At 56.8% G+C, this 12,553-nt stretch carries 14 protein-coding genes; 3 read left to right on the top strand and 11 right to left on the bottom strand.

The window, feature by feature from the left end:
• Positions 1–41 precede the first annotated feature (41 nt).
• Positions 42–941 (top strand): hypothetical protein, encoded by a 900-nt coding sequence (locus E3E37_RS00805; protein WP_167715216.1) that lies wholly within the window; start codon positions 42–44, stop codon positions 939–941.
• Here E3E37_RS00805 and E3E37_RS00810 read toward each other — a convergent pair.
• The 6 genes from E3E37_RS00810 to E3E37_RS00835 all read right to left on the bottom strand — a co-directional run bounded on the left by E3E37_RS00810 (position 938) and on the right by E3E37_RS00835 (position 7,328).
• On the bottom strand, positions 938–2,137 hold the full coding sequence (locus E3E37_RS00810) for an aminotransferase class V-fold PLP-dependent enzyme (RefSeq protein ID WP_167714423.1): 1,200 nt from the start codon (positions 2,135–2,137) through the stop codon (positions 938–940). The two genes, E3E37_RS00805 and E3E37_RS00810, sit on opposite strands and share 4 nt — an antisense overlap.
• Positions 2,134–2,427 carry a hypothetical protein gene (locus tag E3E37_RS00815; protein WP_167715218.1) on the bottom strand — a complete coding sequence of 98 codons (294 nt, stop codon included), beginning with the start codon at positions 2,425–2,427 and terminating at the stop codon, positions 2,134–2,136. Before E3E37_RS00815 ends, E3E37_RS00810 begins: the two co-directional genes overlap by 4 nt.
• Positions 2,428–2,517: 90 nt before the next feature.
• Complete coding sequence (gene hypE, locus E3E37_RS00820) at positions 2,518–3,528, bottom strand: hydrogenase expression/formation protein HypE (protein ID WP_167714424.1); 1,011 nt, start codon at positions 3,526–3,528, stop codon at positions 2,518–2,520.
• 49 nt (positions 3,529–3,577) lie between these two features.
• The gene (gene hypF / locus E3E37_RS00825; protein ID WP_167715220.1) at positions 3,578–5,896 is read right to left on the bottom strand and encodes a carbamoyltransferase HypF; all 2,319 of its coding nucleotides are present in this window, start codon (positions 5,894–5,896) and stop codon (positions 3,578–3,580) included.
• 92 nt (positions 5,897–5,988) lie between these two features.
• Positions 5,989–7,101 carry a hydrogenase formation protein HypD gene (hypD, locus tag E3E37_RS00830; RefSeq protein ID WP_167714425.1) on the bottom strand — a complete coding sequence of 371 codons (1,113 nt, stop codon included), beginning with the start codon at positions 7,099–7,101 and terminating at the stop codon, positions 5,989–5,991.
• Positions 7,102–7,103: 2 nt separating this feature from the next.
• Positions 7,104–7,328: a HypC/HybG/HupF family hydrogenase formation chaperone gene (locus E3E37_RS00835; protein WP_088864176.1), complete on the bottom strand. Its 225-nt coding sequence runs from the start codon at positions 7,326–7,328 to the stop codon at positions 7,104–7,106.
• A gap of 101 nt (positions 7,329–7,429) precedes the next feature.
• Between E3E37_RS00835 and mobA the strand changes: the two genes are divergently transcribed.
• Positions 7,430–8,014, top strand: a complete 585-nt coding sequence (gene mobA / locus E3E37_RS00840; RefSeq protein WP_167714426.1) for a molybdenum cofactor guanylyltransferase MobA — start codon at positions 7,430–7,432, stop codon at positions 8,012–8,014.
• Here mobA and E3E37_RS00845 read toward each other — a convergent pair.
• Genes E3E37_RS00845 through E3E37_RS00865 form a run of 5 tightly spaced genes read right to left on the bottom strand, consistent with a single transcriptional unit; the run spans position 8,006 to position 11,518 of the window.
• A complete protein-coding gene (locus tag E3E37_RS00845; protein ID WP_167714427.1) occupies positions 8,006–8,878 on the bottom strand; it encodes a GNAT family N-acetyltransferase in 873 nt (290 codons plus the stop codon). The genes mobA and E3E37_RS00845 overlap by 9 nt on opposite strands.
• Positions 8,862–9,341 (bottom strand): hydrogenase 3 maturation endopeptidase HyCI, encoded by a 480-nt coding sequence (locus E3E37_RS00850; protein WP_167714428.1) that lies wholly within the window; start codon positions 9,339–9,341, stop codon positions 8,862–8,864. Before E3E37_RS00850 ends, E3E37_RS00845 begins: the two co-directional genes overlap by 17 nt.
• Positions 9,342–9,385: 44 nt before the next feature.
• Positions 9,386–10,117, bottom strand: a complete 732-nt coding sequence (locus E3E37_RS00855; protein ID WP_167714429.1) for an Mrp/NBP35 family ATP-binding protein — start codon at positions 10,115–10,117, stop codon at positions 9,386–9,388.
• Positions 10,114–10,533, bottom strand: a complete 420-nt coding sequence (hypA, locus tag E3E37_RS00860; protein WP_167714430.1) for a hydrogenase nickel incorporation protein HypA — start codon at positions 10,531–10,533, stop codon at positions 10,114–10,116. The genes E3E37_RS00855 and hypA overlap by 4 nt, the downstream gene beginning before the upstream one ends.
• 52 nt (positions 10,534–10,585) lie before the next feature.
• Entirely contained in the window at positions 10,586–11,518 is a 933-nt protein-coding gene (locus E3E37_RS00865; RefSeq protein ID WP_167714431.1) for a hypothetical protein, read from the bottom strand.
• Between the two features lie 61 nt (positions 11,519–11,579).
• On the opposite strand from E3E37_RS00865, the gene E3E37_RS00870 reads away from it, so the two are divergent.
• Positions 11,580–12,536, top strand: a complete 957-nt coding sequence (locus E3E37_RS00870; protein ID WP_167714432.1) for a PD40 domain-containing protein — start codon at positions 11,580–11,582, stop codon at positions 12,534–12,536.
• Positions 12,537–12,553: the final 17 nt, after the last annotated feature.

The following is a 12,553-nucleotide window of genomic DNA, read 5'->3' on the forward strand; positions in this document are numbered from 1 at the left end:
CCGTTTATAGAACCTCTTCCTATTTTCCATCGGTGAATCCCATGAAGTACAGCCGTATAGCGGTCAGGCTCTTTGAGCGGGAAGGGGAGGACGTTTTCTACGACCCCGTTTACCACGGCAGGACGCTGAAGGTCTTTGGAATGGACGAGTGGCCGGGCAAGGCCCTGAAGTACTTCGCGGACAGGTACCGCGAGATAGACTACGGGGTCGTTATCTTCGACACCGAGGGCGACTTCCCGGAGGAGGGGTTTGACACGATCATCGGGGTGAAGGACGGCCAGGGAACGGGTCTCGACCCGCTCGCCCTGGCATCGAAAGGAGTGCTCGACGGATACACCGCGGCAACGATAGTCCAGACCGTTTACGGGCTCGACAGGAGCCTTACGGACAGGCTTTACGCGGATTTCCTTGCAGGGAAGGTGAAGAGCGTTCCCGATGCCCTGAAGTCCGGTGGAAAGTATGCCGAGGTTATAGGAGAGAGCTACACCGCCCTGGACGAGGCCTTCTACTCCGGAGAGCCACCGCGCTTCGGAAAGAACATTCTGGTTGACCTGGGAAAGACCTACAGCATAACCCTGGCGGGCATAGCCTTCCTTGTGGTGAGCGCGGTGGTCAGACACAGGAGGAACACGATGATAGGCGTCAACGACGCGGCGGTTCTGGCTTATACCACCGCGGGGAGCGCTGCGATACCGCTGATAACCCGCCCAATGAGGGCAAGGGTGACCGTTCTGGCAACTCAGTACGCGATAGACTCGATAATGAACCTTGCCGGCCCGAGCCTTGTTCTCTACCACGATCCGGACACACAGAGCGTTATCTACGAGACCAACGGCGTTCCCCCCGGCCCCATGAGGAAGCACGTCCACAAGGGGGAGGGGGCGTTTATCTACCGCACCCCGGAGACGATAAACGTTGAGTGGGGCGAGATGCCCCTTTAACTCCTTAAACTTTTTACCAGTCCTTCCATGACGCCGAGGAAGGTCTCGACCTCCTCAACGCTGTTGTAGACGTGGAACGAGGCCCTGACCGTGCCGTTTATCCCAAGCTTCTTCATGACTGGTAAGGCACAGTGGTGGCCGCTCCGTACCATGATGTTGTTCTCGTCCAGTATCGCCGCCACGTCGTGGGGATGAAGGCCTGGAACGTTGAAGCTCACAACCCCGGCGTGCTTCTTCAGGTTCTTCGGCCCGTACCAGGGAATTTCAAGTTCATCAAGCCCCTCGGTTATGCGCTTGACGAGCTTCCTCTCCTGTCTCTCGATTTTGTCGAGGCCTATCCTCTCGATGTACCTTATCCCAGCGGCGAGGCCTATCGCACCTCCTATGTTGGGCGTTCCGGCTTCAAAGCGCTCGGGCGGTTCGGTGAGCTTGTATCCCTCCAGTCCAACGTCCTCTATCGTTCCACCTCCGATGAGGGGCGGCTCGAACACCTCAAAGAACTCCTCGTTTATGTAGAGAACGCCTATCCCAGTCGGTCCCATCGGACCCTTGTGGCCGGAAAATCCAAGGAAGTCCGCGTGGAGCCTCTTCACGTCCACCCCCATGTGGCCGGCGCTCTGGGCCGCGTCGACAACAAATATCGCCCCTTCCTCCTTCGCCATCTTTCCGAGCTCCTCGACCTCGTGGATGACACCGAGGGCGTTGGAGACGTGTTGCACAGCTACCAGCTTAGCTCCCCTGATCTTCCTCTCCGCATCGCTCAAATCGAGGTTGCCCTCGTTATCTCCTTCAATGAACTCAAGCCTCAGACCGAGTTTTTTGGCCAGCCTCTGCCAGGGGAGCAGATCGGAGTGGTGCTCGTAGGGCGTCGTTACTATCTTATCACCCGGCCTGAATATGTGCTCCAGCCCGAGGGCGACGAGGTTAAGGCTCTCGCTCGTGTTCTTGGTGAAGACTACCTCCTCAAACCTGGCGTTGATGAAGTCCGCGACGACCCTCCTGCTCTCCTCGTACTTATGGGTCGCCATCTGCGAGAGCCTGTGGACGCCCCTATGGACGTTGGCGCGGTATCTGAGGTAGTACTCATCCATCGCCTCTATCACGGGCTTCGGCGTCAGAGAAGTGGCAGTGTTGTCGAAGTAGATAACTTCGCCCGTAAGGGGTATGTCATTTCTCACATCTTCCGGAATCCTCATGAAACCACCTCCAGAACTCCAGCGCAGTCGTATATGATTCGAGCGAGCTCCTCGCCCTTCTTTGCATCTTCCAGGAGCTTGATTATTATCTTGCCGCTCGGATAGACGCTCGTCTCGTAGCCCTCCATCTCGACGAGAAGCATCATCCCCGGCAGGAGCTTCTTCACCGTGTAGCCCCTCTCCCTCAGGCACTGGGCGGTTCTCGTGAGGTCGAGCTTCACCTTCCTGTCCCACGAGTAGCCGCTTATGACAACTCCCTTCATCGTTACGCAGGGCTTCGCTATTATCATTTCCCCCACCGGTCAAAATTGGAAAAGGGGCCTTATACGGCTTTCCCAAACCGAAGGTTAAGGACAAAAGTGGGAATCGTGGAAAGGGACTCAGCAGACCCTCGGAACGGGGTCTCCGGCAGATGGCTCAAGGAAGCGCTTTCCGCCTATGCCGGTCTCAACCAGAACCCTGCCCCTGTAGTCCCCTATGACTTCGCCGATTATCGCCGCGTTCCTTCCCCGCTTCGTGCTCCTCATCGCCTCCAGCGCCTCTTCCGCGTGTTCCCTTGGGACGATCATGACGACCTTGCCCTCGTTCGCCACGTCGAAGGGGTTTATGCCCAGCATATCGCTTGCCGCCCTGACCTCCGGCCTGACCGGTACGTCGGATTCCCTTATGAGGATTCCCACGTTGGCCTTCTTGGCCATCTCGTTGAGGGCGTTGCTCAAGCCGCCCCTGGTGGGGTCCTTCATCGCATGGATGTTCTCCCAGCCGATGGTCTCTGCAACCGCCTCGACGACCTCCCATATCGGCGCAACGTCGCTTTCAAGCTCGGTCTCGAAAGCTATGCCCTCCCTGTGGCTCATCAAAGCGATGCCGTGGTCTCCAACGGTCCCGCTGATAAGAACGGCATCGCCCACCTTCGCTCCGGCGTCGCTTATCGGCCTCTCTGCGATTCCTATCCCTGCTGTCACGACGAAGATGCCGATGTCCTCTTCGACGACCTTTGTGTCGCCGGTGACGATTGGAACCGGCACCTCTCTGGCCGTTTCGTCCATCGAGCGAAGGATTCTCCTCAGATCTTCGCCGTCGAAGCCCTCCCCGATTATCATGGAGTTGGCCAGGGCCAGTGGCCTCGCCCCCATCACCGCGAGATCGTTCACGGTTCCGCTGACAGCGAGCCTTCCGATGTCCCCGCCCGGGAAAAACAGCGGCTTGACCGTGTGGCCGTCTATTGTAAACACGAGGTGCTTATCGCCGAGGGGTATCGTTGCCCCGTCGTCGAGGGCATCCAAGCCTATTCCCCCGGCCGATTTCAGGCTCAGGCTCTTCAGTATGACCTCCCTGAGCAGTTCCTCCATTATTTCCCCGCCTGCCCCGTGTTCGAGCTTTATCCTCATACTTTCCCCCTCCGGATAACCGTCCAGCAAACCTGAATTTAACCTTTCCTTACAGCATCAGATCCTCCCTTGAGAGGTAGCCCTCCAGGTAAAGGCCGCCGAGGAAGGCCTGACCGACGTTTATTCCGTTGTCGCCGCGCGGAACCTCATGGGTTGTGTGGAAGTTCAGTCCTGTGGCCTCGACGATCTTTCTGGCGGTCTTGACTATAAGCTCGTTGAATGCGACGCCGCCGCTTATTCCAACGTTTTTAACTCCAAACTCCCTCGCCCTTTCTATGGCCGTTTCGGCGAAGGCCCTCCCGAGGGCAAGGTGGGCCGAGTAGGCTATGTCCGCCGGACTGGCGGTGTCCATGACGTCCAGTGCCTGGGCAAAGAGCTCCTCCACCCTTATCAGCTCGCCGTCAACCGGAACCTCGAACTTCAGGTCGTTCTTCCCGCGCATCGCGAAGCTCTCCAGCTTCATCGCAGGTTCGCCCTCGTAGTGCCTCCTGTATGCAACGTTGAGGAGAACCGAGAGGGCATCGAGAACCCTGCCTGTTGATGATGCGTAGCTCGTGTTGACATCCTTCGCCAGCTGGGTCAGGACCACGTTGAACTCCACCCTCCCGTAGCGGAGGCTCTCGATGGCCTTCGGACAGCATCTCTCGATTATCCCCTCAAGCTCTTCGACACCGTAGACTTTGCTCAGGATGCCCATCAATGCCCTCAGAGGGTAGTAGCTGGCCAGGTCGCCACCTGGGAGCGGGTAATAGTCTATATGGGCCAGCCTCTCCACGTCCTCGTAGCCAAGGTATATCACCTCGCCGCCCCAGGTGTGGCCGTCCGTACCGTAGCCGACCCCATCAACGGCTATGCCTATCATCTCGTCCAGCTTTCTCTCGGCCATAACGCTCGCCACATGGGCGTAGTGGTGCTGAACCTGGAGGAACTCAACGTTTAGCTCATTGGCCATCTCCATGGCAAGCTTTGTGGTGTTGTAGCCCGGATGCAGGTCTGCGACGATGAGGTCGAACTCATTGACGCGGAGAATCCTCTTGAAGTGCTCTATGGCTTCCTCCATGAACTCAAGAACCTCGACTTTGGAGGTGTTCCCGATGTACTGACTGGGATAAACCCTTCCGTTTTTGACGACGCCAAAGGCGTTGAGAAGCTCCGCCCCAACCGCTAAACCGCGGTAGCTGAAGGGTATCTCTATAGGCAACGGCACGAAGCCGCGGGAGCGCCTTATCACCGCCCTCCTTCCGTTGACGAACCTGATGACGCTGTCGTCGGCCCTGTTAAGTATCTTCCTGTTGTGGAGGAGGAAGTAGTCCGCAACATCCTTCAGCTCCTCAAAGGCCCCCTCATTGTCCTTGACCATCGGCATTCCCGGGTAGTTGGCAGAGGTCATAACGTAGACCTTTGCCCTGCTCCAGTGGAAGAGTATGTAATGCGTTCCCGCGTAGGGGAGCATTACTCCAATCGTGTGGAGTCCCGGTGCGAGGTTCTCCGGCAGGGGGAAGGGCTCCTTCTTGCGGAGGGTTATTATCGGCCTCCTGTAGGAGGTCAGCTCCTCCAGCTCCTCCGGTGAGAGGAAGGCGAACTCCTCGACGGTCTCGACGTCCTTCGCCATTATGGCGAAGGGCTTCTGCGGCCTGTGGGTTCTCCTCCTGAGCTCAGCCACGACCTCCTCGTTGCTCGCGTCGCAGGCGAGGTGTATTCCACCTATTCCCTTGATGGCGACGATGTAGCCCCTGTCTATCAGCTCGGCCGCCTTTTTCAGTGGATCGCCAATGATTTCCTTGCCCTCGTTCGTGTAGAGCCTGTAACTGGGCCCGCAGACAGGACAGCAGACGGGCTCCGCGTGGTAGCGTCTGTTGAGGGGATCCTTGTACTCGCTCTCGCAGAAGTCGCACATCGGAAACTCGCGCATCGTGGTGTTGATTCTATCGTAGGGCAGATCCTCGATTATAGTGAACCTGGGCCCGCAGTTGGTGCAGACGATGAATGGGTACATGTAGCGCTTGTCAGTCGGGTCGAATAGCTCCCGCAGGCAATCGTCACAGATTGCTATGTCCGGAGGGATTATCGAGTCCCCGCCTTCTCCTCCCTGGGAGCTCTTCTCGATGTAGAACCTGTCGAAGCCCTGGGGAGGGAGTTCCTTCTTCTTTATCCTGTCTATCCGTGCAAGTGGAGGAAGCTTCTCCCGGAGGTCTCGCAGAAAAGCAGCTATATCCTCCTCCCTGCCCTCGACGACTATCTCAACTCCAGCATCGCCGAGGTTTTTAACGTAACCGCGGAGGTTGTGCTCGTGGGCTATCCTGTAGACGAAGGGCCGGAATCCAACGGCCTGAACGATGCCCTGAACGTGAAGCCGGTAAGCTTTCATTCCTCTCACCGGTTTCTTCTTGGTAATCCGGGCCTTTATAGGTTTCTAAAACCAAAAGTTAAAAACCGGGGAGGAGTTTTCAACCTTTGGTGTCAGAACAAAGCTCCGTATTTGTAGAAGATGCTGCAGGTTCCTTCGTAAGAGACCATGCACGGCCCTATAGGACTCCTGGGCGTGCATGTTTTCCCGAAGTGTGGGCACTGCGGTGGTAGGGCAAGTCCGCGCAGTATTGCGCCGCAGATGCAGCCCTTCTCAAGGTCAGGAAGCTCCGGAACCTCCGGGTCGTAGTACGTCCTTATCTCCAGCTCCCTCCACTCCTTCCTGAGTTCGAGGCCGCTCTTTGGTATGGTTCCAAGAGCGCGCCACCTGGCGTCCCTGACCTCGAAGAACTTCTCTATGAGCTTCTGAGCAACAACGTTGCCTTCGTACTTTACGACCCTGGTGTACTCGTTGAGTATCTTGACCTCGCCATTCTTAACCATCCGTATGAGGAGCAGTATGCCCATCAGCATGTCCACGGGCTCGAAGCCGGCTATGACCTGCGGTATGCCGTAGTCCCTTGTTATGTACTCCCAGCCCCTTACTCCTATTATGGTCGAAACGTGGCCGGGATCGATAAGTCCGTGGAAGCGCGTTCCGGCCTTCACGAGGGCCTCAACGGCAGGGGGAGTCAAGCGGTGAACGGAGTAGATTTTGAAGTTTTCAAGTCCTTCCTCGACGACGGCGTTCAGCATTCCTGCCGCCGGGGCGGTTGTGGTTTCGAAGCCGGGGCTGAAGTGGACGACGGTTCTATCGGGGTTCTCTTTGGCTATCCTGTAGGTGTCGTAGATTGAGTAGACCACCCTCACGTCGTAGCCCTCGCTCCTCAAGTCTGCAAAGCTCCCGAGCGGGGTGGGTATCTTGTACATGTCCCCGAAGGTGGTCAGGATTATTTTGTCCCCCTCGGCGTAGGCCTCCTTCATAATCTCGCGCATCTTGACGATGTCCTCAACGGGGGTTATGCAGACGGGACAGCCCGGCCCGCTGACTATCTTAATGTTATCCGGTAAAAGTGAGCGTATCCCGGAGCGGGTTACCGTATCTTCGTGCGTCCCGCAAACGTGCATGAAGCGGAGCTCATCGAGGCCTTTGGATTCGTCGTGGATTTCCCGGACTATCTTCTGGGCGAGTTCCCTGTCCCTGAAGGCGTTCAGGACATCGGTCATTTTTACCCCTCCAGTGCCCGCTCGACCTCTGCCCACGCCTCGAGTATCTCCAGCGCTCTCTCCTCATCCAGCCTTTCTATTGCGAAGCCTGTGTGGACTATTACGTAATCCCCGATTCCGACCTCTGGGAGCAGATCGAGGCGTACTTCCCTTCTCACGCCTCCAAAGTCAACAACGGCGGTTTTCCCGTGAATTTCAATCACCCTTCCCGGAATTGCTAGGCACATTTTCTCTCACCCGTGATTAGTTCTCGCGGGCCTTTTTAGGGATTTTTTAAACCTCTGGTTTTCAACCGTCAACCCTAAAAGTCCGGAATCCAACGGATATCATGCTCGGTGCGGTTCTTGCCGGTGGCAGGAGCAGGCGCTTCGGGGACGATAAGCTCCTCTTCAGGATAGACGGGAGGCCGCTCATCCTGCACGCCATCGAGAGACTTGAGTCGGCATCGCTGATACGGGAGGTCGTTATAGTTGCATCTGCCGACAACGCGGGGAAGCTGGGGCACCTCGGCTATGGTGTTGTGGTCGATGAGCTCTCTGCCGGACCCATCGGGGGTGTCTATACGGCGTTGGGCCTCGGCGATGCCTTCGTCGTTGCTGGCGACATGCCGCTAATCGTCCCGGAGTTCGTTGATTACATAGTTCGTGAATTCGGGAAAAGTGGAAAAGCAGTCTGCGTCCCGCGCTGGGAGAACGGCTATCTGGAGCCGCTCCACGCGGCCTACTCGAAGGCGTTCCGCCGCGTTCTCGATGAGAAAATAAAAATCGGGAAGTACTCGCTGAACGATGCAATACGCTCCGCGGATGCGTGCTACCTGGACGTGGATGGACTGCCTCCCCACTGGAGGGAAAGCTTCTTCAACGTTAACCGCCGGAGCGACCTCACGAAACTTCTGAAAACCGGACTAAAGTGACTTTGCAAGAATGAGAACCTCGTCCAAGGGTGTTATGCTGAACTCCAGACTGCCGCTTATCAGCCCCCGGTCTAGACTCGTTCTGAGGGTTTTGAACCCCCGCCGCCTTGCGAGAGCCGTGAGCTGCCTCAGTCCCTCCAGACCGTTCTCGCCCCAGAAGTATGCAGTAGCGGTTTTTCTGTCGAAGAAACTCCCTTCAAGAACGTAAAACCCTCCCCCAATCCTTCCGCTCTCGAAGTGTACCCTTCCGTCCACATCGGCTACCCTGTCAACGAACTCCGAGAACCAGTGGTTGTAGGAGCTCTGAAACTGTCCCAGGCTGAGAGGCAGTCCCCTCAGGTCGCCCCAGCCGGGAGTGAGTTGGGTTGCTTCGGGGGATTCCTTGCCGGCATCGGTTGCGATGTCAGCGATAACCCCATGGTAAACCGTTCTGTCGAATCCAAGCTTCCTGTAGAATCCGAGGGCCCTCTTCTCTGGGGTCACCGTGAGGAGGTCGCAGTTCTCTTCCTCGGCCAGTTTCATCACGTGCTCCAGGAGGGCCCTTCCAATACCCTTTCCCTGGTACCACCGCGCCACCTCGATAACGCTGAGGTGTGCTGTTTTTGTCCTCTTGCCTCCCCAGACCTCATCGCTTATGAAAACCTCCGCCTCGCCTGCCACCTTTCCGTCCAGCTCGGCGATCAGTGCCTTTCCCCCCGCGAGCTTGAGGTTGTTGAGGTGGATTGCGCAGGTTTCCTCCAGTCCCCAGGGCCCAACCTGAAGGTAGGTCTCGTAGGGGGAGTCCCTCCAGGGCGAGTTGGAGAGGTATATTCCAACTATCCTCTGGCAGTCCCATATGGTGGCTTCCCTAATCCTCAGTTTCATTGAGAGCACCGGCCATGGATTCTGCAAGAGCATCGGCCCTTTCAACCACTATCTCGCTCGGTTCCTGAAAGAGGCCCAGAACGGCCGGCTGGCAGCCGATGAGAACGAACTCCGCGTTGAGGCGCGTTTTCAGGTAGCCCACAAGAACCCTGAGGGGTAGGCTGTGGGTCGAAACGGCATCGCCGATGGTCCCCTCGGGGTCTGCCACGATAAGCTCCCCGTGCTCCCCGCCGAAGTCAACGGCGTCAATGAATATAACCAAGTCGGGCTCGAAGTTCGTTATTTTCCTGGTGTAGCTCTCGGGGACTTCACCACAGTTGAGAACAAGGACGTTCGGGTTCTTCACCAGCTTTTTCAGTCTCTCCGCTACAAGAACGCCGAAGGCGTCATCTCCGCGAACCTCGTTGCCTATGCCACAGATGACAACGCGTCCGGCTTTCTTTAGGATATCGATGAGCTCCATGTTCGCACCACAGAAGATTGGATGAAGAGGAGAAAAACCCTTCGCTAAATTTCCCCAGCGACTTTCCTTATTCTCTCTGCAAACTCCGTCTTGAGGAGCTCGTCCGGCTTTCCAATCTTCTCCTCCAGGTCGCTGTAGAGGGGTATGCCTGTCAGGTAGGGTACGTCAAACCTCTTTGCCAGCTCCTCTATGTTCCTTTCCTCGTCCAGTTTGAGGTTCTCGACGATTCCAAGAACTCTGTGCTTTCTCTCCTTCAGCAGGGTCAGGAGCTTCCCGACGACGTTCATGGAGAGCTTTGAGGGCGTTGCAACGACCAGGAACTCCCCCCTTCTGAGGAATCTCAGGATATCGAGGAACTGGTCGCCGAGGCCCGGCGGCATGTCTATTATGAGGTAGTCCAGCTCGTCCCAGCGGGTTATGGCGAGAAGCTCTATGAGGGCGTCGCTTATCTCCATACCCCTCATGGGCGTCGGTTTGTCCTCGGAGTAGTAGACGATGCTCATGAACTTTATTCCGTGAACCGTCGGCGGAATTACTCCGTACTCCTCCTCCGGGAACTCCTCAGGCTGGAAGCCGAGGATTACGTGGTCGCTAGCACCGTGGAAGTCGAGGTCGAGCAGGCCGACCTTATAGCCCTTCTCGGCCAGGACGAGGGCCAGCGTAGTTGAAACCAGCGACTTTCCAACGCCGCCCTTTCCACTGACGACGGGAATGATGCGCTTCACCTTCTCAAGCCTGCCCTCTATGCCCTTGACGCGCGGGTCTATGCTTATCATGCCTCTCCCTCCTTTTCAATCTTTATGCCGCTTATGTAAACTCCCCTGCCCTGCACAACCTCGAAGTCCCTGCTGCCGCACTTCGGACAGGCGAGGAAGGCATGAACGACCTCCGGGATGAAGTGGATGTCCTCCTTTATGCGCTCGTCAAAGCTTCCCTTCACTTCCTTGAGCTTCCATTCGTGACCGCAGTCACGGCACTTGAAAACCGCCTCCTCCTCCACGAACTCTATCTCCGCCCCCTCTCCTATGGTACCCTTGAAGAGTTCCCTCATCGCAAACTCAACTATCTCTGCGTTAACATCCTGGAGTTCGCCAAGAACTACCTGAACGGCCAGGAGCTTAGACGCGCCTTCTTTTTGTGCGTAGTCGAGGGCGGTTCTAACTATTCCATCGGCGAGTGCCCACTCATGCATCTTGATCCCTCCGTTTAAATTTTGGCCCCAGACGCTTAAAAATGGGCGGGTTTCAAACCTTGGGTTCACTGGCATTCATTTTCCTCAGATTCCACGCCAGAAGGGCGAAGGTGGCCACGCCGAGGAACGCTTCACCCATCATACCGTTGAGCTCAAGGATTATGTCGTAGGGCACGAACCAGAAGGCCAGAAAGCCAAGGGCGAGGGCGTAGCGGCCCCTTTCGTCCAGATGGGCCGGTATGGAGTAGAAGTGAAGGGCCACCAGGAGTCCTAAGATGGCGGGTACAATCGGCGGCGCAGAGGAGTGGGGAAAGGCCGTGAAGGTGAAGAACAGCGTGAAGGACACTAGGAATCCGTAGACGAAGGGATGCCCCCTCGGAAGACCGCGCTTGAAGATGGCTTCCCTCCTCACCCTCCTCGCAAGGAACAGCAGAAGCGCCGTAAGGACGATGGTGAGGCAATACTGGACCCCGGGAGGGCGGTATGGAACGAGGAAGGTGAAGAAAACCGCCCCCGAGACCATAAACGAGGCGGATGCAATGATAAGCCCCCTCCGTCCAAGGAGTCTTTCCCCCGAGAACTCGGGGTAGAGGGCGTCAACAACCATTATCGGCATGGCTATGCTCATCAGGGAGTGGAATATTGTCAGCCACACCGCCCAGACGGTGTTGACTCCCCATACCCGCCCGTAAACACCGAGGATGTCCAAATCCGGCCAGTCGGGGTTGAACCACGACTTTATTACGAGACCCTCCTCTACGATGCCGTAGATAAATCCGAGGAGCATGAGCCTGATGTAGTTCCTTCCCCAGCGCACCCAGACCTCTCTGACGAGGAGAACCCCTGCACCGTAGTATGCCCACAGAAAAGGGAATGAGAGGGGCTCCGTGAGAACCTCGAGCGGTGGAGTCGAGCCGCTCAGCACCTCGGCGAAGAAAGGTGAGATGAGCGAGAGGATTAAAGCGACCTTGGTCTTCCGCTCCATGCTTCAACTTGGGGGGATAGGCATTTATACCTTGCCCCCCGATGCAGTACCGGGGTTGCGTATGAGAATCTTTTCAATCGTGCTCATCCTCATGCTTCTGGTGTCCATGTCGGGATGCATGGGCTCAAACCAATCGCAGACAACAACCACGACCATGGACAGGCTGGCCTCCATACCCAATGGGGCGGTTAAGATAACGCCCGAGACGGACGCTTTTCCACCGGTTCTCCATTCTAACGAGTGGGAGGCTCCGGTCCCGCTGGAAGGTCCCATAAACACTGCCGGCGCGGAGGATTCCCCTTTCGTGACCCCAGATGGAAAGAACCTCTACTTCTTCTTTACGCCCGATGTCAACGTGCCGCCCCAGAAGCAGCTCGTGGACGGAGTCACGGGGATATGGTGGTCGCGGAAGGTCAACGGAAAGTGGAACGAGCCGGTTAGGGTCGTGCTGGGAAGCACCGAATCTCTCGATGGGGCGGTCTTTATCCTCAACGATACCATGTGGTTTGCCTCGGTCAGAAAAGGGAACTACGGAGAGGTGGACATCTACATCGCAAAATTCAGGGACGGCAGATGGACGGACGTAAAAAACGCGGGAGAACTTTTAAACAGGGTTTACGATGTGGGGGAGCTCTGTATCAGCCCCGATGGCAGGACTATGTACTACGGCTGCGGTGGGGACATATGCATGATGGACTACGTTAACGGCTCGTGGGTGAACCCTAGGAAAGTGCCGAACATAAACAGTGAGCTGAACGAGGACCAGCCGTTCATAACGCCCGACGGGAGGGAGCTCTGGTTCACGGGGCAGAGCAGGCTCGGCTACCCCGGCCCGGCGGTATTTCGCTCGGTGTGGAATGGCAGCGGATGGAGCGAACCTGAGGAGATAATCTCGAACTTTGCAGGGGAGCCGGTACTGGACGCCGAGGGGAACATATACTTCGTGCACCACTTCTTCACAAAGGACATGAAAATGATAGAGGCGGACATCTACGTGGCCTACAAAAAGAAAAGCTGAAGGGGGTAAAGGAAAGA

The sequence above is a fragment of the Thermococcus sp. ES12 genome (genome assembly GCF_012027515.1).
Lineage (GTDB): Archaea > Methanobacteriota_B > Thermococci > Thermococcales > Thermococcaceae > Thermococcus > Thermococcus barossii.

Coding starts and splice junctions, on each gene's coding strand:
- E3E37_RS00805 (WP_167715216.1), top strand. CDS start 42: ATGAAGTACAGCCGTATAGCGGTCAGGCTCTTTGAGCGGGAAGGGGAG.
- E3E37_RS00810 (WP_167714423.1), bottom strand. CDS start 2,137: ATGAGGATTCCGGAAGATGTGAGAAATGACATACCCCTTACGGGCGAA.
- E3E37_RS00815 (WP_167715218.1), bottom strand. CDS start 2,427: ATGATAATAGCGAAGCCCTGCGTAACGATGAAGGGAGTTGTCATAAGC.
- hypE (WP_167714424.1), bottom strand. CDS start 3,528: ATGAGGATAAAGCTCGAACACGGGGCAGGCGGGGAAATAATGGAGGAA.
- hypF (WP_167715220.1), bottom strand. CDS start 5,896: ATGAAAGCTTACCGGCTTCACGTTCAGGGCATCGTTCAGGCCGTTGGA.
- hypD (WP_167714425.1), bottom strand. CDS start 7,101: ATGACCGATGTCCTGAACGCCTTCAGGGACAGGGAACTCGCCCAGAAG.
- E3E37_RS00835 (WP_088864176.1), bottom strand. CDS start 7,328: ATGTGCCTAGCAATTCCGGGAAGGGTGATTGAAATTCACGGGAAAACC.
- mobA (WP_167714426.1), top strand. CDS start 7,430: ATGCTCGGTGCGGTTCTTGCCGGTGGCAGGAGCAGGCGCTTCGGGGAC.
- E3E37_RS00845 (WP_167714427.1), bottom strand. CDS start 8,878: ATGAAACTGAGGATTAGGGAAGCCACCATATGGGACTGCCAGAGGATA.
- E3E37_RS00850 (WP_167714428.1), bottom strand. CDS start 9,341: ATGGAGCTCATCGATATCCTAAAGAAAGCCGGACGCGTTGTCATCTGT.
- E3E37_RS00855 (WP_167714429.1), bottom strand. CDS start 10,117: ATGATAAGCATAGACCCGCGCGTCAAGGGCATAGAGGGCAGGCTTGAG.
- hypA (WP_167714430.1), bottom strand. CDS start 10,533: ATGCATGAGTGGGCACTCGCCGATGGAATAGTTAGAACCGCCCTCGAC.
- E3E37_RS00865 (WP_167714431.1), bottom strand. CDS start 11,518: ATGGAGCGGAAGACCAAGGTCGCTTTAATCCTCTCGCTCATCTCACCT.
- E3E37_RS00870 (WP_167714432.1), top strand. CDS start 11,580: ATGAGAATCTTTTCAATCGTGCTCATCCTCATGCTTCTGGTGTCCATG.